Raw genomic sequence first — 19,151 nt, forward strand, 5'->3', positions numbered from 1 at the left:
TAAAAGTTTAAAAAGAGACAGTGGTTCCTGTGCAAGAACCTCTGCCTCTTTTCACTCTAGCTATTTCACGTATGGATGAACCTTGAACAATGGATGTTCGCGGGTTGAGTTTTCCGGATTTCCTGTATTACTTGCTCGTCAACCCAGTTCGCTCATTAAACTGTTCAATCAATTTATCGAGTTCTGGACCCATTTGATGCAGTTTACCCCAGTAATTGTCGTAATCGTACCACTGTGCATTCAACTCATCCATACTGTACTCTTGTTGTTCAATCCAAGTATAGTACTTGAGGTTATGAATGCGTTTTTTACTTTGGTAGGTTAACTCTTCCATACTGTCCGTTCTAACACCCAAAACATATCTGTTATGGTCAATGGCAGCATCCAACGAACTATATTTACGCCCTTTCTCTGCTTCCATTTCTTGCAATCTCGACTGATACATTTCTGCAGAGTCGGTGAGGACTGTTATGACAATATCATCTTCTGTTAACTCGTAGTATTTGGCGAATTTAATGCAGGATAGGATGTTAGCTGCGCCGGAAATTCCAACCCATGTAAGTTTGGAGATAACCTCTTCAGAAACCCCTTGCTCTCTTAAATATTCTTGTCCAGCGGGTTCATTACAAAGCCGGAACAGACCCAAACTATCGTTGTCATCAATGGCTATCACCATATCTGAATTTTTAACATTATGAACCCAAGGGATATGTTTATCTCCGATCCCTTCAATTCTGTGTTCCCCAAAACCATTATTCAATAAGGTTGGGCACTGTAAAGCTTCACCAACGGCAATCTTAGCATTGGGGTATTGATCTTTTAAGTAGTCTCCGCTCCCCAATGTTCCAGCCGAACCAGACGTTAAGCAGACCCCGGCAAATTTGCCCTTAGCGCCGATTTCAGCTTTGATAATATCATGCATAGCATTACCCGTGACTTCATAGTGCCATAAATGATTGCCGAGTTCTCCAAACTGATTAAAGATTACAACATTTTCTCGGGTTCTTTTGAGTTCCCAAGTTTTATCATAGATTTCCTTGACGTTACTTTCACTGCCAGGAGTCGCGATAATTTCTCCCGCAACGGTCTTCAGCCATTCGAAACGCTCTCGACTCATATTTTCCGGCAGAATAGCTATGGACTTACACCCTAATAAGGCTGAATTATAGGCTCCGCCACGGCAGTAGTTTCCTGTTGAAGGCCAAACTGCCTCATGAAATTTCGGATCAAATTGCCCAGTCACCAAACGAGGAACTAAACAAGCAAAGCTTGCTCCAACCTTGTGGGCTCCTGTTGGAAAATACTTTCCTGACATAGCTATGACCCTTGCCTTAACCCCAGAAATCTCAGAAGGAATTTCAACATAGTTGGGCAATGGATTGAATAAGCCACCTTCTTTGACAGGTTGGTTTTTCCAAGAAATTCTGAACAAGTTAATTGGGTCAACGTCCCATAACCCAGTCTTCTTCAATTTTTCTTTTACATTCGCCGGTATTTTGCTAGGATCCTTCATTTGAGCCATGGTAGGGATAACTACGTTTCTCTCTTTAACACTCTGCACCGTTTTTTTAAGTTGCTCTTCATTAATAGTCAAATCGATCAAATTATTCATATATCTGCCTCCTTTAATTCTTAGCTCGTAGTTCAGAGTTCGCGTGCCACGGGGACGTTTTGTTCGCCACCGAGTTCACCTCATCATTTATACCGCATCAAATTTCAAGTGAATTGACCACTGTCTTGTCTATTCCTTAATATTTGTAACCCTCAAAATTTGTAATGTATTCCGGACTTGACACTTGAGATATGGCAAACAAAACGTCCCTTTGCCACGCTCTGCCTTGTGACCTCCGTCTTCAGATCTTGCCTTCCAACTTCACTAACAGTTCTTTCAGCGAAGGCTCTACCTTAATGGGCTCACCGACGGCTTTAATGGCATTCTGGACATCTTTTAGGCCATTACCCGTAACGATAGAAACAACTTTTTCGTCCGCTCCAATGATCCCTTTTTCCAGCAAGACCTTCAGCCCAGCCGTTCCAGTCACACCAGCCGGTTCTCCGAAAATACCGCTGGTTCTCCCCAGCTCGCGCATCGCATCCAAGATTGCTTCGTCAGATACAGCAACCATTGTGCCTCCCGATTCGCGAACAGCATTTAAGGCCTTATCTGGATTGCGCGGCACCCCGACTGCAATACTATCGGCGATCGTGTTCTCTTCCTTGGGAGTCCAAGGGCGATCTTCCAAGAAAGCATCGACGAGTGGGCAACATCCTGTGGACTGAACTCCTGCGATTTTAGGTAAGCGATCAATCCATCCAGCACTGTAAAGATCCATAAACCCTTTCCAAACCCCGGCTATGGTGCAGCCGTCCCCGACAGAAAGGATCACCCAGTCCGGTACTTCCCAGTTTAATTGCTCGGCGATCTCCAAAGCAACCGTCTTCTTGCCTTCAACAAGGTAAGGGTTAATGGCGGCATTCCGATTGTACCAACCAAAACGATCAATCGCCTCGGCCGACAGTCTGAAGGTATCTTCATAAGACCCCTGAACACTGATCACGGTAGCTCCGAAAATCAGCAATTGGGCGATCTTCCCTTGGGGCGCGCGACTAGGTACAAAGATCACTGATTTAATGCCCATAGCAGCAGCGCTTCCAGCCAACGACGAGGCTGCATTCCCTGTTGAAGAAGCGGCAACTGTCGGAGCCTTTTCCTCCACTGCTCTAATAACCGCGATGATCGAGGCTCGATCTTTCAAAGAAGCGGTCGGATTCTGACCGTCATCTTTGATATACAAGTTACTCATTCCTAGACTTTTCCCCAGTCCCTGAGGTTTATAGAGTGGACTCCAGCCCACTCTTAGATGAGGGCGAGCAGATTCTGGATGAATCGGTAAAAAGGGAAGATAGCGAAATATCGAATTGTCTTTAGAGTTTGTCACTTGCTCACGAGTCGTCATCCGGTTGATCTCCTGGTAGTCATATATGACATCCATAATGCCACCTTTTGAGCCACAAGACGGGCAAGTATACGTCCCTGCTTCAGAGGGCACTTCCTTTTTACATTCAATACAGCGTAGTCCTAATACATTCTTCAACTAAAATCACCTCAAATTCTATTCCATACACCCTGTGCCAATTCACGTGAACGTTCTCCTATGGCTACCTCATCGATGTCTATTAGTTTTCGATTGAGCATGCGTACTCGCCCATTGATAACCGTCGTTTCAACAGACCGTCCAGAGACCCCAAAGAGAAGATGCCCTGTCCAATTGTTAGCATTCAGGGGAGTGGGTGGTATATAATCCACGACAATGACATCGGCCCAAGCTCCTTCGACTAATTCTCCGAATTTCCCACCAAAGAGTTTTGACGCAATCTCAGGGTTATTTCCATAAAGCATTTGAGGAACTTCGCCCCAGGCGACACTTGGATCAGCTGCGGCATGTTTATGAAGTATATTAGCGACTTTACTACTCTCAAACATATCGCACGTATAGCCATCTGTTCCAAGTCCTACTTGGACCCCTTTTTCCAACATTTTAAGAACAGGTGTTACTCCAACAGCGTTCCCCATATTTGATTCTGGGTTATGCACCACTTGAGTTTGAGTTTTTTTCAGGATGTCGATTTCATGATCATCGATATGCACACAGTGTACTGCAATGGTCTTTGGTCCCAGAATATCAAATTTTTCTAAACGTTCAACTACCCGCATTCCATATTTGTCGAGGCAATCTTCTAGGTCTTCTTTACCTTCGGCAACATGAACATGAAAACCTGCTCCAAGACTCTTAGCTGCCTCACTACTCGCAGCTAAGGTTTTATCGGATAAAGTTAATGAAGCGTGGAGCCCGAACATTCCTGCGACCATAGGTTCAGGGTTAGCCTGACACGCTGCGATAAAGTCGACATTTTCTCGAATCCCTTCATTGGCAATCTCTTCGCCATCTCGGTCCGAGACCTCGTAGCAAAAAGCGGCGCGAACTCCCATTTCCTTGGCTGCTTTGGAGAGAGCAAATAGACTTCCAGTAATAGTCATAGGACTGGCATGATGGTCAACAATTGTCGTTGTACCAGTTTTAATACATTCAATTAAAGGGGTAAGACCACTATAATAAACGTCTTCAATGGACAATAATTTATCTAGTTTCCACCAAAGCCCTTCTAGGATATCTCCAAAGCTTTTTGGCGGTTTACTTTTGGAATCCATTCCCCGAGCGAAGGTGCTGTAAAGATGCATATGAGTATTGATCATTCCTGGCATGATCAACTTTCCATGAGCGTCGATAAACTCCGCATCTGGAAACCGAGTTTGCAAATCTTGGGTTGAGCCGACTTCAATGATCTTGGTGTCTTGAATTAGAACGCCACCCTTTGGAATGACCTGATTACTTTTACCTAGAGTTAAAACTGTACCATTTCCGATTAATAGCATACTCTCACCCTTTCTGACTAATATCTTCGCTAATATAATGAACTCGTTCAACTAAAGATGAATTTTTGGGCAATTATTAGAATTGAATTTTACTTGTATTCACGGCTCCGGAAGGTCGAACTAGGGTGATTGCCTTTTCGAAACACATCGCCCGACAAATACCACACCCAATGCACTTGTTCATTATAACCTGAGGAAACCCTTCTCTCCAAATAATGGCATTGTTTCCTCCTGTCCGACAAGCGGTTAAACAACTTCTGCACCCATTACATAATTCGGACTGGATTTGAGAAACAACTTGAATGCCTCTCGGAAGCTGGGAATGTTCTACTAAATACGGGAGTGAGCGGCCAATAACTTCTGTTATGCTTTGGAAACCCTTTTCTTCCATCCAACTCTCTAAGCCAGCGCGAAGCTCTTGAATAATTCCTATTCCGAAACGCAAGACGGCGGTGCAAATTTGCAAGGTACTCGCTCCTAGGAGCAAGAATTCAGCACCATCCTGCCAAGTGGTAATCCCACCACTAGACGCAATATCTAGATCTACATTTTGGGCAATCTCTGCCGTACAGCGTAAAGCAATCGGCTTCAAGGCTGGGCCAGAGAGTCCACCATACGTCGATACCCCTGCTACATTGGGATAGGGAATTAAGGTATCCAGGTTAACACCAGTAATACTTTTTATCGTGTTTATCGCACATACTCCATCCGCACCACCACGTTCTACCGCCACAGCAGTAGCAATGATATCGGAATCTTGTGCAGATAATTTAATAACAACGGGAACGTCTCCGGCTGCTTCCTTCACCCAACGAGCGATTTGCTCAGTTCCTACGGGGTCTTGAACTTTAGTACACAAACCCCATTCAGCTCCATGGGGACACCAGATACTACATTCAATAATATCAGCACCCGCAGCGACAAATCGTTTCGTCAGCGATTGCCAATCTTCCTTTGTGCTGGCCATTATACTAGGAATCACAACTTTATTTGGGAAACGGTTTTTTAAGGTAACGACCATTTGTTCCATAAACTCAACTGAATGTTCAGAGACGAGATCGATATTTTGCAAGCCTATAAATGCTCCGCTTTGTTCAATCCGCATGACTAAGGGGAAAACCCTACTAACAACACTAGAATCTACTGCAACGGTCTTTAGAACTGCTCCAGCCCACCCGGCGTCGAAAGCTTCAATCAAGAGATCGAGCTGATCTGTGCTGGGAGATGGAGCTAAAACAAAGGGATTCTCAAGTTTTAATCCGCAAAACTCAACGGATAAATCGACAGCCATTCCCTAAAACCCCTTCGCTGTACCAGATTTCCGGTAGGGACAATTCACGAATTGCCAAACCCCTGACCATGTAAGGGCAATTCATCAAAAATTGCCCTTACATACATACTAGTCGTGAAAAGGTGGGAAAGGATATTCTCTCCCACCTCTAATGTTTTAGGCATTCATTCCAGCATTTTCTTTAAGTTCATCAATATCTCCTGCACCTTTACTGCCATTAAAGAAGGCATTAAGGACAATTGCCGTGATTGAACCTAAAGTAATACCACTATGCATAATGGTTTGGCTCCAAGATGGGAAGTGTTGGAAAAAGGTTGGAACTACTACGGGAATCAGGCCAATCCCGATACTAATAGCAACAATGAAAATGTTATTAACGTTTTTCTCGAAGTCGACTTTAGCGAGAGTTTTAATACCGCTTGCAGCTACAATTCCAAACATAGCGATTCCAGCTCCCCCAAGTACTGGGACAGGTAGGGATGCGATAATTGTAGCCATTTTAGGGAACAAGCCCAAGACAACCAAGATCAGACCAGAAGTCGCAACGACAAAACGACTCTTAACCCCTGTTAAGCCGACCAATCCGACGTTCTGTGCAAAAGCCGTGTATGGGAAAGCGTTGAAGATACCGCCGAGCATAGTGGCTAATCCATCCGCTCTTAACCCAGCCGTAAGGTCCTTTTCACCGATCTTTTTGCCGACCATCTCACCAATGGCCAGAAAATCTCCCGTTGACTCAACCATAACAACCAACATAACAAGAATCATGGCAATGATAGAACCAATGTCAAAGGTTGGAAATCCGAAGAAAAAGGGCGTATCAATACCAATCCAAGGTGCAGAAGCAACTCCCGAAAAGTCTACAAGTCCAAAGGGTATGGCTACTACAAGGCCGACGATTAAACCGAGCAAAACTGCAATGTGGGATATGAAACCTGTAAATAATTTATTAATCAAGAGAATGGCCAAAAGCACAATTGCTGCTACAGCAATAAACGTTAACGAGCCGAAGTTCTTGTTTCCAACTCCGCCTGCAGCCCAGTTAACACCCACTGGCAGGAGAGATACCCCGATGATCGTGATAATGCTCCCCGTAACAATCGGCGGGAAAAAGCGGATCAACTTACTAAAATACGGTGCTGCTAAAAAAGTAAATAGACCGGCTACTATCACGGATCCAAAAATCAGCGGCATACCACCACTCTTGGCCATAATAACCATAGGCGTAACGGCAGCAAAGGTAACCCCTTGGATAACAGGGATTTTAATTCCGATTTTCCAAATTCCCAAGGTCTGGAGTAGGGTGGCAATACCGCATGTAAACAAGTCAGCGTTAATCAAAAAAGCGGTTTGTGCTTGTGTTAAACCAGCAGCAGCTGCGATGATCAGAGGGACAGCAACCGCTCCAGCATACATTGCCAGCACGTGTTGTAATCCAAACAAAAAGAGTTTCGGAGCAGGCAACATCTCATCAACAGGTGCAACAACATTTTTCGTAGTAGCCATTATTTTCGTTCCTCCTTATATTTACGTGGAATAATCTAACCCTAGCCCCTTTCCACCTCCTTGCCCTAGAATCCTTAAGAGAAAAATACAATTAGACTGGATAGCCAAATATATAGCAAGATTCGTGCCAATCTAATAAAAACCGCTAAGTTCGCCTATAATAAGCTTTTCTACAAAAAAATCACATTTCTCTTTATCATAATGATAAATATTTTGACAGGAATTTTACAACTTGGAATCCTTCTTACAGAATTTTTTAATATTAACGCATTATAGCCAACTCTTCGCATATTTATCACTTTGATAAATATGCTTATCAATACAATAATACTTGAAAGAAATGTATTCCTCCGGTCTTATTATAGAGAAAAATCCGCAGACAACTAGAAAATAGAACCTTATGTATACCATTTATATCTACAATTCTTTGTTAAATAAGTTGGTTAGCCCCAACTTTCAGGCCTTTAAAGCTTGAAGAAAAGAGAGGCCAATGTATTTCTTGACCTCTCTAACTATGCGCAATTTTTTAGATTTTATACAAATAACCGTATTTATCTATGACGGTCCAAACAAAAGCAGCTATAGACTCATCAATCTGCACATCCGTTTTACCTGATTCGTCAAACTTGACCGTGCTTATTTCCCCAGCCAGGCGAAGCTTTACTACTACCTCAGCCCCATCCTCCACGACGAGGAAGCCTGAGTTATCACTATCCTGGAAGTCTTTTTCACTCCAGAATAACGTTAATTTAACCTTGTACGGCTCACTAGAATACGGGCAGAAGGTTGCGCAGTTTCCGCAGACATTACACATCCCGTCCACGTGCAGGATCTGGTTCATATTCGTTAAGCCTTTTCCATTAACCGGAATCATCAGGTTAGCGCGGTTTGGACAAACCTCAGCACAGATATTACACACTTTGTTACACTCTAAACACCTATCGGATTCTAGTTTGTGATCGGCAACTGGTTTCATTACACCTTTCTTTTCAGCAATTTCTAACAACTGCTTTTCATTATTAAAAGCAATCTTAGAGATAAACTCTTGTTTAAAAACAAGCTGTTCTTTTTCCAAAATGGCTTTGGCTACGATTGTTCCGTGCTTAGCTGCTCCAACCACTGTCCAAGGCCCTACCAAAGCATCTCCACCGATGAAGACATTTTCTACATTGGTCTCCAGCGTTTCCTCGTTGACTCGGATGACGCCTTTCTCCCCAACTTCGATTCCGTTACTCTTTAACAGATCATAATCGATCAATTCCCCAATCGCCGACAAAACGGTATCGATCAACAATTCTTCAAAAGCACCCTCTACGGCCATTGGTCTCCTTCGCCCAGACCCATCCGCTTGACCTAAGGCCATCTTCTGACATTTCAAGACACCTTTAGTCAAGGAGACGGGAGCAAGAAGTTCCTTAAAGATTACTCCATCTTCAACCGCATAGATCAATTCTTCATGGTCTGCAGGCATATAGTCTTTCGTTCTACGATAAACGACATAGACATTCTCGACGCCTTTCACCCTCAGAGCAGCCCGAGCCGCGTCCATAGCTGAATTACCGCCTCCGACTACCGCCACGTTCTTGCCAAGCTTTAAGGCATCTTTGTTCGAATTGAAGTCTTCTAAGAATGGAATTGCTCCCATCACACGCTCGGTATCTCCTTGGATATCCAAGTCATTGGTCTTCCCTGCGCCAATGGCTAAATAGACGTATTGAAATCCTTTAGCTTTGTATTCTGAGACGGAAACCTTCGGATCAACCCCAAATTCGAACTTAACGCCCATTTTTTCGATGAGCTTAATATCCTTACTAATTGCTTCTCTGGAGATTCTGAAGTCCGGAATCACATATTCGACCGTACCGCCGGCTTTCGCTCGTTTATCAAAAACAGTGACTTCCATACCTCCTTTGGCCAGGAAATAGGCGGCCGCCAGTCCGGATGGACCCGCTCCAATCACCGCAACTTTGGCAGACGACACAGGCTTCAGTGTCGGGATCTTTTGCATATAGGCATCAAAGCCTTTTTCTGCAGCCACTAATTTCTGCCCCCGAATATGGACAGACTCATCATAGTCCAAACGAGTACACTTCGTCATACAGTTATGGGTACAAATTGTCCCAGTAATGAAGGGGAATGGGTTTTTAGACACTATCACGTCAAACGCTTCCTCATAACGCTCTTCCCCCACTAGGCGCAGATACTCCGGAACATCCTGTTCAATAGGACACCCAACCGTACAAGGAGCAATAAAGCAATCCAAGATAGGTAGCTTAAGCTCTGTTTTACGATTGATCACGTCTCTTTTTTCTTTAAGATGATTGGCATCGTCAAACGAACTTTCCGCGAGGGCCTTTAATTTTTCCATATCGAGTTTACTTGACTGTTGGTTAGCCATGAGTGGGTCTAATAGATCCGCCATTTGCTTAAAGCGCATATAGGCTCCGGGCTTGAGCAGGGTTGTAGCCACAGTAATTGGCTGGATTCCCGTCTCAAAGATTCGTCCAATATTAAAGGCATCCGCTCCACCAGAATAAGAGATATTGAGATCTCCCTTGAACTCAGCAGCTAACTTGTACGCTAGATTAATCGTTAAGGGGTAAAGTGCTCGGCCAGACATATACATTTCATCGCCCGGCAATTCAGATTTCGTGATCTTCACGGGCAAGGTGTTGGACATCTTGACTCCAAAGTCTTTTTTATGGTCCGCTGCAAAAGCTTTGAGGCGTTTCAACATTTCAACGCCATCTTTAAACTGGAGATCATGAGTAAAGGATTCTTCCTTAAGGGAAATGTACTTATAACCCATTTTATCGAAGGTGTTTCTCACATACTCATAACCTAAAAGCGTCGGATTCATCTTCACAAACGTATGAAGTTTCTTTTCGCTGAGCAGGTATTTGATGATGGCTTCAATTTCTGCTGGAGGACAGCCATGCATGGTTGATAAGGTGATAGACGTGCAGATATTAGGAGAAATCTGTTCTATAAAGGCCCGATCAATCTTCTCGAACTGATCAACATTTTCGAGAAGAGAAGCGAGACACTCCTTAAAAATAGCCGTTTTTGAGGCATCTTTAAGCCCTTCCACAAATTCGTCGACCTTAGGAGACTGAATTCCCTTTAGGTCATATCCCACACTCATGTTGAACATAAAGCGACGATCACTTTGGTTAAAGAACTCCTTTTGTAACACATGTAACGCAAACCACGCTTTGACATACTCGTCAAAGGCACCCATGATCGGAAGCTCTGTCGACCACTCCGTATTATAGCATTCGTCCTCCGCTAGGATACAAGGCTTAGGGATCTCTAACTCATCCATGATTTGGACGGATTTCAGCTCAAAAAACCGACTCCCGCTCAGATAAGAAGCGATAATGTTTTGGGCTAGTTGGGTGTGCGGACCAGCTGCAGGCCCTACTGGCGTCTCCATGGTTTCACCAAAGAGCTTAATTTGCTGGTCGTTAGTTTTCTTAAAGAACTTTACTTCAGATACACCGAAAATAGTTTGAGTTCGTTTATATTCCTCGAACATCCAATTAACAAGTTTGTTAAAGGGAATTTGCACCATCTTGTCACTCATCATAATTATTGTTCCTCAATTCTTTCTTGTTGTTGTTTATAATGAGGGCTATCCACACAGGTGCAAATATGCCCGTCTAATGATTTTTCAGCAGCTTTTAAGATGCTCTGATAACCAGTACAGCGGCAGAGATGGCCCGAGAGTTCTCGTTTAAGTTCTTCTCGCGTAAACTCTTTGCCACTCTCCGCCAAAGCCGTGGTCGTTAAGACAAGGCCAGGGGTACAAAATCCACATTGCACAGCCCCTTCATCAACATACGCCTTTTGAACATCAGAGAGTTCTCCACTTTTTGAAGCAACTCCTTCAATGGTCGTAATCGCCTTACCATCCGCCCAGACTGCCAAATAGATGCAGGAATCAAACGGTACTCCATCAATCAGCACGCTACACGCGCCACATTCGCCAACCCCACACCCTTTTTTTGCTCCAGTGTATCCTAAGTGATTTCTCAACAATTCCAACAATGATTCTCGAATATCTACTTCTATATTAAAGGCTTTACCATTGACGGAAAACGCTATTCGTTTAAACAAGTTCCACACCTCCTGCGTTGACAATGGCTACTTTCAGGGCTCTTTGCACAAGTTCTTCGACAAGATGTTCCCGATATTCTTTAGATGCCCGCCAAGACGTTCGTGCTTTGGTAGAGTTAACGGCTAGTTTGCCAATCTCCGCCACAGTTTCCACGGAAACTTCTTTTCCTTGGGCATACTCTTCTGCCTCAAGACACCTCAAAGGGGTGGGACCCGCTACTCCAAGCGCAATTCTAACCTTGTCAAATTTTTTACCTTGCAGTTTGCAAATTACTGCAACGCCAAGCGTGGCAATATCCATAGCTTCACGCATGGCAAACTTAATATACTGCCCGCCGAAGCCCTGATAATCTTGCGGGGAAATGCGAATTTCAGTAAGAATTTCTCCATATTTTAGAGCCACTTTGCCCGGTCCGAGGTAAAACTCTTGGATCGGAACAATGCGTTCCCCTTCATAACTCACTAATTTCAACTGAGCATTGAGCGCAAACAACGTGGATGCACTGTCTCCAGAAGTTGCCCCACTGCAGACATTTCCACCAATCGTGGCAATATTTCTGATTTGTGGCCCCCCCATCGAGACGGCCGCTTCAGTTAAAATGGGGATCATTTCTCGAATGATAGGATCATTAAAAACTCGAACAAAGGTAGATAGCGCGCCAATGACAATCGTCCCATCCTCAGCAATGCGTATAATCTCTAGAGATTTTATCTTGCGAAGACTGAGGAGCTCGACGTCTTCAGACTTTCCGTGCATCTTAATCAGTACGTCTGTACCACCCGCAATGAGTTCCAAATTGGGTTTTGCCGCAAGGAGCGTTGTCGCTTCACCGATGGTTTCCGCATCATAATATCCAATAATATTGTACATCTCATCACCGCCTTCCTAGATTAATCCAGCATTTTTGAAGCCTTCGAAGACCCGTTGCGGATTCATCGGCAACCGATTAAAGGCAACACCCGTCGCATCCAAGACGGCGTTACGAATCGCAGGAGCAGGGGTTATCGTCGGAGGTTCCCCCAGAGATTTAACACCAAAGGGTCCGGTTGGTTCATAGGCTTCCACGAAGGCTACACCAATGTCCGGAGTATCCATAATGGTGGGAAGTTTATAGTCTAGTAAATTGTTGTTGAGGGGCTTCCCTGTGACTGCATCAAAGAGCAACTGTTCAGAAAGCGCATAGCCAATTCCCATACTCACCCCACCGTGCACTTGTCCCTCAGCCATTTGCGGATTGACGATCGTCCCTGAATCATGAACATTGAAAATTTCTAAGACTTCGATCTTCCCAGTCTTAATGTCCACTTCCACCTCGGCAAAGGTCACCCCAAAAGGGATGGCATTAATGCGGGCATTATTAGAAATATCGCTCGTAATAGGCTTAGCAAGAACGCGGTCATAGTAGGACTGCATTGCAACTTGTTCGAGGGACAAGACGCTTTCCCCAGAATGTTTGAGAACAATCTTTTGGTCTAAGAGATCCAGTTTGTCGGCAGGAATATCAGTCATACTCGAGGCGAAGCCAAGAATCTTCGCTTTAACTTCGAGGGCTGCCTTTTCCACCGCCATGCCTGAAACATAGGTTTGTCTCGAGGCGTAACACCCTGTATCAAAGGGGGTAATATCCGTGTCTTGCGTTGAGTGAACATGCACCATGTCCATGGGGAGCCCCAGCACTTCTGCCACCATCTGGCCAAAAACCGTGTCACTGCCCTGCCCTGTATCCGTTGCCCCAATTTGTAGTTGTACCGAGCCATCTTGGTTTAAGACAATTCGAGCCCCCGCCAACTCTAAAGCCACCGGGTAGGTTCCAGAGGCATAACTGAAGCAAGCCATGCCCACACCCCGAACTTTATCTCCACTCTGTTCTTTGTAGAGGGCCTTCTTCTCGTCCCACTTAATTAAGGCCTTCCCCTTATCGATGCACTCGCGTATGCCACAGCTCGTGATCTTATTTTTACTGACAGGATCGACATACCCAACTTCCACTACGTTTTTGCGGCGGATCTCGATGGGGTCCATATTCAAGCGTTTGGCAATATCTTCAAGATGAGATTCAAAGGCATAAAAAATTTGCGGACACCCGTACCCTCGCATCGCCCCAGCGACAGGCAAGTTCGTGTAAACCGTCATAGGCTCATATTTCAGTGCCTTCGTAGGATAAAGATAGCGGAATTTCCCACCTGCACTGCCCGCAATGGAATGACCGTGCGAGGCATAGGCCCCAGTATTGGAGACAGCAGTAATATGAATCCCAATAATTTTTCCATCTTGATTGATCCCTGTTTTAATTTTAAACTTAAAAGCATGACGCGTACGCGTGTCAACCATACTCTCTTCGCGAGAAAGTTCGATTTTCACGGGTCTCCCGCCCACAGCTAAAGTCATCGCAGCATTTAAAGGCTCAATGCAAACATCTTGCTTATTGCCAAACCCTCCGCCGACAAATGGTTTAATCACGCGCACCCGCCCCCAAGGAAGCCCCAGCGATTGAGCAACCACGCGACGCACAATTTGTGGAATCTGAGTCGAGGTGACGATCACAATTCGTCCATCGGAGTCTTGATAGGCATAGGAGGTTTGATTTTCCATATGGCAATGTTGCACAATACTTGTTTCATATTCCCCTTCAAAGACATGGTCGGATTCTTTGAAAGCTTCTTCCACATCTCCGATGGCGTACCCACCCGATGCTAAAATATTTCGCTCGCGTTCTTCGTGAATCAACGGGGCGCCTTCTTTAAGTGCAGCGTCCGTGCTTGTTAGCGCTTCCAATACCTCGTATTCAACCTTAATTAATTTTAAAGCCTTTTCCGCGATTAGTTCATCCGTCGCCACCACAGCCGCTATGTTATCTCCCACAAAACGGGCTTTTTTCGTCAAAATATGACGGTCCTCTACATCCCGATGGCCAGGGTCGAGGGAATAGGGATGTCCTGCCGTCCCATATTTTAGGCGGTCAGCTTCAAACTCTTCCTCTATACCATCATCTACAAAACCCGGCAACGACGTAGCATAGTTAATTCGCGGTAGGTCTTTATACGTTAATACAGCCTCCACGCCAGGCAAAGCCTTGGCCAAACTTACATCAATCGATTTAATAATCGCATGGGCATAGGGGCTGTGCAGGATTTTCCCGACTAACATATCCCGCTCAGGAAAATCATCCGTATATTTAGCCTTACCTGTAACCTTGGCGATAGCATCTACTCTGCTAACGCTTTTTCCCACCACTGTGTAAGCCATTAAAAATTCCCTCCGTCCCGACGTTTAATGAGGCTCCTACTTCTACAAGCGGGAGTGGTGTCAGTTCAACTTTAGTTGAACGAGTTCACTTGTTCCTATGCCACTCATAAGTGCTTAGTGAGTTCGAAGTTAATCACCTCTATATATTATGCCTTTATACCTGTGCAAAATCCGTGCCAACTGGCTGAAATGTCGTAAAGTGGCTCAATCAACGACTTCTTATCTTAACCTCTCAACAACTCTCTATCAAAACGAGAAATATATCACGCCTACTTACACCCACCTCCACCGTGCCATAGGCATCTCCATGTTTATCGATACGATAATATCTTATCAAAATGATAATAATATCCATCTTGAAAACATGTCCTCAGAGCATTATGCCCAGAAAACATGATTTAAGTAGGACTACTGAATGTTATAGCGTGCCAGTTTTCTGTAAAGTGTGGCCATCCCAATTCCTAAGGCCTTCGCAGCTCGTTCTTTCCCCCGCACACTATCTTCGGACGTTCGGAGGCAACGAAGAATGGTTTCCCTCTCGATATTTTCCAAATTAAATCCATCTAGATCCTCGGACTTTTCCGACTGCTTAAGTCTAGGGGATAAATGGTCTTCTGTTAAGGTTGAATCTTCCGTTAAGCTCATCGCATATTCTAGAATATTCTGTAGCTCACGAACATTGCCTGGCCACGAATAGTCGCGCAACCTTTGCCGAAAGCCATCGGATAAAAACTGGACATTTTTATTGAGTTGCTGATTGTAGACCTGGATAAAATGCTCACATAAGGTGGTCAAATCTTCTTTTCGTTCGCGCAAGGGTTTGATAAGCATAGGAATTACGTTAATCCGATAATATAAATCTTCTCGGAATTCCCCTTTGGCCAACATTTCCTCAAGGTTACGATGGGTTGCCGCGATCACCCGAACATCGACGGCAGTCGGTGTTATTCCGCCAATGCGCTCTACTTGACGTTCTTGTAAAACCCTGAGAATCTTGGCCTGTAAGAATAAAGGCATATCCCCTATTTCATCGAGAAAAAGTGTTCCTTTGTTGGCCAATTCAATCTTCCCGATTTTACCCCCTTTACGAGCGCCGGTAAAAGCACCCTCCTCATAACCAAACAGTTCACTTTCCAGTAACGCTTCAGGAATGGCTGTACAGTTAATCGCCATAAACATCCCCTGGTGCCTAGGACTGAGATTATGAATCGCCCGAGCCAACATCTCTTTACCCGTTCCACTTTCCCCTCGAATCAACACAGTTGACTTGCCCCCAGCAATGACTTTGGCCCGCTCACGTATTTCACACATCGCTTCACTGGTACCCAAAATATCTTGAATCGTGTACCCGGCATTTTGCTGGCTAAGGCGAGTGACAATTTGGCTAATTTCATCAAACGGGCGCAGGATCACGGCAATACCCTTGATCCCATCTTCACCATCAATGGGCAAGGCACGCAAGACCATCTGAACCCTATTTTTCTTGGTTTCAATATGCACTTCACGCTCGACCACTTCATCGGCGTTTTTGCCGACCTTAAGGATATCTGTGACAATTTGAGCTGTAAAGAGAGAGGATAGATTACTCCCGGGTGTCAACAAATTGGCGCTAAAGAGCCGCTGGGCAGACTGGTTGAAGTGAAGGATATTTCCCGTAAGATCCGCGGTTAGGAGCCCTTCGTCCAGACAGTCGATAATCGAATTCAAATAGTGATTAGACGAAACAAGACCGGCTAGAAACTCTTGTTCCTTAAGTTTTAAGGCAATCGTTTCGGCCATTTTAGTTAGGAAAATAAGATAGGAGTGTTGATTTTCCTCCACAAGTTTCGCTTGGGCTTCAGTAAAGCAAATAAGCCCGATCGCGCCCACCGCTTTACCATCCACATTGATCGGGGAAACCACTTCATAACTTTCCGAACAATTCCCCCGCGCTTTACACGGAGCACACAGAGGATGCTGGCCCGGTGTTTCAATAATAAACTGATGCCCCGTCCGCAGAACTTCCTGATACACATAACCCTGCCGGTCCATCGATTGACCGACCCCTTTGTGATACTTCCCCGTTCCAGCAATGCGAATCAGGTTATGATCCGCGATCTCTATATCGATTTTCACAACTGTGGCAATCGCTTCTGCAATTTGTTGCGCATAATCTTTCACATCTAAGAGTTCAACCATTTAGCTCACCCCCATAAGAACCATCATTTTCTATTTAAAACGACTGAGGCATATCCAAGAGACCATCGAATCAGCATGTCTAAAATAGATTCAAGCGAAAATGCCCTGCGTAGTATGCAAAGCCGATGACTAAAACGTTCAACACTAGCAGGATTGGCGCCCCAATCACAAACTTCGTGTGCGAAGTCTTATGTCGGAAATACTTCATCCCGGCATAGAGTCCGATCCCGCCTAAAGCCGCTCCCATCAAAAGTAAACTAGTTTCAGGCGTTCTCCACTGATGCCGCTTCGCTCGGCGTTTATCTCTCCCCATCGCCATAAAAACGTAGCCATTCCAGAGGGCGTAGGCTACCACAAATATCTTTAAACTAAGCATGCCCTACCTCCTACATAACTCGTTGGATTCAATCGTCTAGTCGATCAACTCTTATGAGCAAAGACGATCACTCATGATCAGTATCGGGCCTTACACATTCGCTTAGAGCCCGCTCCAGCGTTGAAAAAGCGTATGTTCAATTTCAAACTGATCCAAGACTCTTCCCACCACATGATTGACTAAATCCTGAATATCTTGAGGATGGTGATAGAACCCTGGTGAAGCAGGCATAATCGTTGCCCCCGCTCGTGCCAGCCGCAACATATTTTCTAAATGAATAATATTATAAGGCATCTCCCGGGGGACGACCACCAAGGGGTGGCGTTCTTTCAACGTAACTTGAGCCGCTCGGGCCAGAAGCTGATCCCCTGTACCGGTTGCCATCAAACCCAACGTGTTCATCGAACAGGGAATCACCACCATCCCACGGGTTCGATAGGAGCCACTGGCCAATGCTGAAAATAGATTCGTATTTTCATGGATATGGACGTTTTCAGACAAAGCCGCTCGTTCGACCCCTGTTTCATAGGCAAGTACTTTTTCTCCGGTCGGAGACATGACTAATTCTATCTGCCAATCCATAGCAGCAAGAACATTAATTAACGTGAGGGCGTAGATCGAACCACTTGCCCCAGTCAGGCCAACAATCAAATGTTTTCTCACATGGCACCTCCATCATCTACGATGCTAACTACCCTAAGGGCGGCAACCCGCATATGCTACTTCGCGATCTCGGATACTACCTCTTTGGTTTGCATAACCGTTAACTTGTCTTTTCGAATCATACCAATACCTAAAAAGATGACGACAGCGCCTATGCCCTGCATCAAGTGAACCTGTTCTCTGAGAATAATAGCCGCCGTAATCACAGCAACTACTGGTACCGCGTACATATAAGGCATGACTCGATTTGCCCCTATTCGGCTTATGGCGTGATACCAAACAACCAGTCCGAAGGCTGTCACTAGAACAATGGAATACAGCATAGAGCCCCACTCCGCGAAAGTTATCTCTGACCAAGTGATGGCTAGTACACCTTTCCCTCCGATGATCAGAAAAAATATCGTGCCAAATAAGGAAGCATAGGTCATCGTTTTAAGTGCAGAATATTTACTCAGCATGCGTTTAGCAAGTACCGGGTATAATCCCCAGACGCTCGAGGCTAAAATAGCGATCAGATCTCCTCGCAGCACGTCCCAGCCTAAGGCCAATTTATTCGTCCCAAAGAGCAAGACAAAGACGACTCCTACTAGAGATAAAGCGCTTCCCAATCTCCCCTTTGGTCCTAAACGCTCTTGGCCCGCTAGGTAAGCAAAAATAGCGGTGAACACTGGCGAGATGGCGAGCATTAAAGAGGCATTGGTAGCCGTGGCGTATTTTACAGAGGCCATGAACAAAGTCTGGTAAATAGTAATGCCTATGAGTCCGAGCATTGCCAATTCCCAGCAATCCTTTAACTGGATACGCAGGTTTTTTTCCAAAACATACAGCAACAGAAACAACAAAGGCGTTGCTCCTATAAAACGAACGACATTAAAGGTCAAGGGATCAAATCCAACCATTCCCCATTTTCCAACCGTGTAATTTGCTCCCCAAACCAAGACAACTCCCCAAAGTACCCACTCTGGAAATTTCTTTTCCGCATTCATTTAGTTTCCCTCTTTCTCCTTCGCCCATACAAAAGACCCCTAGCATCGTGTCATGCAGGAGTCTTCTACTATATAAGATAATGCTATAATTGTATCATCGTGCCCTTACTCTTTCAATGGACGAATTAAATGATTGACAAAATCTCAATCTTCTCATATAATAACCTTTGTTACGCGGTCGTGGCGAAACTGGCAGACGCGCTAGATTCAGGTTCTAGTGCTCGCAAGGGCATGGAGGTTCAAGTCCTCTCGACCGCACCATAATTTGTCTTAAAACCCGCTATTCATGCGGGTTTTCGGTTTTTTATAGTGGTAATTTTAAAATGTACCCTAGAAAACGGACAGCAAGG

13 protein-coding genes and 1 tRNA gene are annotated in these 19,151 nt (G+C 44.9%); 1 reads left to right on the forward strand and 13 read right to left on the reverse strand.

Features of this window, described 5'->3' with window-relative positions; genetic code table 11:
* Nucleotides 1-127: 127 nt before the first annotated feature.
* The 13 genes from E4K67_RS12075 to E4K67_RS12135 form a co-directional block, all read right to left on the reverse strand.
* Nucleotides 128-1,612 (reverse strand): pyridoxal-phosphate dependent enzyme, encoded by a 1,485-nt coding sequence (locus tag E4K67_RS12075; protein WP_135547042.1) that lies wholly within the window; start codon nucleotides 1,610-1,612, stop codon nucleotides 128-130.
* Between the two features lie 241 nt (nucleotides 1,613-1,853).
* Nucleotides 1,854-3,095 (reverse strand): threonine synthase, encoded by a 1,242-nt coding sequence (thrC, locus tag E4K67_RS12080; RefSeq protein ID WP_135547044.1) that lies wholly within the window; start codon nucleotides 3,093-3,095, stop codon nucleotides 1,854-1,856.
* 11 nt (nucleotides 3,096-3,106) lie between these two features.
* Complete coding sequence (gene ssnA, locus E4K67_RS12085; protein WP_135547046.1) at nucleotides 3,107-4,435, reverse strand: putative aminohydrolase SsnA; 1,329 nt, start codon at nucleotides 4,433-4,435, stop codon at nucleotides 3,107-3,109.
* Nucleotides 4,436-4,511: 76 nt separating this feature from the next.
* The gene (preA, locus tag E4K67_RS12090) at nucleotides 4,512-5,726 is read right to left on the reverse strand and encodes an NAD-dependent dihydropyrimidine dehydrogenase subunit PreA (RefSeq protein ID WP_135547048.1); all 1,215 of its coding nucleotides are present in this window, start codon (nucleotides 5,724-5,726) and stop codon (nucleotides 4,512-4,514) included.
* Between the two features lie 156 nt (nucleotides 5,727-5,882).
* Nucleotides 5,883-7,232, reverse strand: coding sequence for a nucleobase:cation symporter-2 family protein (locus E4K67_RS12095; RefSeq protein WP_135547051.1), 1,350 nt, complete (start codon nucleotides 7,230-7,232; stop codon nucleotides 5,883-5,885).
* A 526-nt stretch (nucleotides 7,233-7,758) separates the two neighbouring features.
* Nucleotides 7,759-10,821: a putative selenate reductase subunit YgfK gene (ygfK, locus tag E4K67_RS12100; RefSeq protein ID WP_135547053.1), complete on the reverse strand. Its 3,063-nt coding sequence runs from the start codon at nucleotides 10,819-10,821 to the stop codon at nucleotides 7,759-7,761.
* Between the two features lie 2 nt (nucleotides 10,822-10,823).
* Nucleotides 10,824-11,351: a xanthine dehydrogenase subunit XdhC gene (gene xdhC / locus E4K67_RS12105; RefSeq protein ID WP_135547055.1), complete on the reverse strand. Its 528-nt coding sequence runs from the start codon at nucleotides 11,349-11,351 to the stop codon at nucleotides 10,824-10,826.
* Entirely contained in the window at nucleotides 11,344-12,222 is an 879-nt protein-coding gene (gene xdhB / locus E4K67_RS12110; protein ID WP_135547057.1) for a xanthine dehydrogenase FAD-binding subunit XdhB, read from the reverse strand. Before xdhB ends, xdhC begins: the two co-directional genes overlap by 8 nt.
* Nucleotides 12,223-12,237: 15 nt before the next feature.
* Complete coding sequence (xdhA, locus tag E4K67_RS12115; RefSeq protein ID WP_135547059.1) at nucleotides 12,238-14,598, reverse strand: xanthine dehydrogenase molybdenum-binding subunit XdhA; 2,361 nt, start codon at nucleotides 14,596-14,598, stop codon at nucleotides 12,238-12,240.
* 408 nt (nucleotides 14,599-15,006) lie between these two features.
* The gene (locus E4K67_RS12120) at nucleotides 15,007-16,776 is read right to left on the reverse strand and encodes a sigma 54-interacting transcriptional regulator (RefSeq protein ID WP_135547061.1); all 1,770 of its coding nucleotides are present in this window, start codon (nucleotides 16,774-16,776) and stop codon (nucleotides 15,007-15,009) included.
* 79 nt (nucleotides 16,777-16,855) lie between these two features.
* A complete protein-coding gene (locus tag E4K67_RS12125) occupies nucleotides 16,856-17,152 on the reverse strand; it encodes a DUF1294 domain-containing protein (RefSeq protein ID WP_135547063.1) in 297 nt (98 codons plus the stop codon).
* A 102-nt stretch (nucleotides 17,153-17,254) separates the two neighbouring features.
* Nucleotides 17,255-17,815: a UbiX family flavin prenyltransferase gene (locus E4K67_RS12130; protein WP_135547064.1), complete on the reverse strand. Its 561-nt coding sequence runs from the start codon at nucleotides 17,813-17,815 to the stop codon at nucleotides 17,255-17,257.
* A 56-nt stretch (nucleotides 17,816-17,871) separates the two neighbouring features.
* Nucleotides 17,872-18,801 (reverse strand): DMT family transporter, encoded by a 930-nt coding sequence (locus E4K67_RS12135; protein ID WP_135547066.1) that lies wholly within the window; start codon nucleotides 18,799-18,801, stop codon nucleotides 17,872-17,874.
* 174 nt (nucleotides 18,802-18,975) lie between these two features.
* On the opposite strand from E4K67_RS12135, the gene E4K67_RS12140 reads away from it, so the two are divergent.
* A tRNA-Leu gene (locus tag E4K67_RS12140) sits at nucleotides 18,976-19,062 on the forward strand.
* Nucleotides 19,063-19,151: the final 89 nt, after the last annotated feature.

Origin of the sequence: Desulfosporosinus fructosivorans, from assembly GCF_004766045.1 — a bacterium.
Taxonomy (GTDB): Bacteria; Bacillota; Desulfitobacteriia; order Desulfitobacteriales; family Desulfitobacteriaceae; genus Desulfosporosinus; species Desulfosporosinus fructosivorans.

What these genes read in the sequence shown, in the direction of transcription:
- E4K67_RS12075 (WP_135547042.1), bottom strand. Translation starts at nt 1,612, where the DNA reads ATGAATAATTTGATCGATTTGACTATTAATGAAGAGCAACTTAAAAAA.
- ssnA (WP_135547046.1), bottom strand. Translation starts at nt 4,435, where the DNA reads ATGCTATTAATCGGAAATGGTACAGTTTTAACTCTAGGTAAAAGTAAT.
- preA (WP_135547048.1), bottom strand. Translation starts at nt 5,726, where the DNA reads ATGGCTGTCGATTTATCCGTTGAGTTTTGCGGATTAAAACTTGAGAAT.
- E4K67_RS12095 (WP_135547051.1), bottom strand. Translation starts at nt 7,232, where the DNA reads ATGGCTACTACGAAAAATGTTGTTGCACCTGTTGATGAGATGTTGCCT.
- ygfK (WP_135547053.1), bottom strand. Translation starts at nt 10,821, where the DNA reads ATGATGAGTGACAAGATGGTGCAAATTCCCTTTAACAAACTTGTTAAT.
- xdhB (WP_135547057.1), bottom strand. Translation starts at nt 12,222, where the DNA reads ATGTACAATATTATTGGATATTATGATGCGGAAACCATCGGTGAAGCG.
- xdhA (WP_135547059.1), bottom strand. Translation starts at nt 14,598, where the DNA reads ATGGCTTACACAGTGGTGGGAAAAAGCGTTAGCAGAGTAGATGCTATC.
- E4K67_RS12120 (WP_135547061.1), bottom strand. Translation starts at nt 16,776, where the DNA reads ATGGTTGAACTCTTAGATGTGAAAGATTATGCGCAACAAATTGCAGAA.
- E4K67_RS12125 (WP_135547063.1), bottom strand. Translation starts at nt 17,152, where the DNA reads ATGCTTAGTTTAAAGATATTTGTGGTAGCCTACGCCCTCTGGAATGGC.
- E4K67_RS12135 (WP_135547066.1), bottom strand. Translation starts at nt 18,801, where the DNA reads ATGAATGCGGAAAAGAAATTTCCAGAGTGGGTACTTTGGGGAGTTGTC.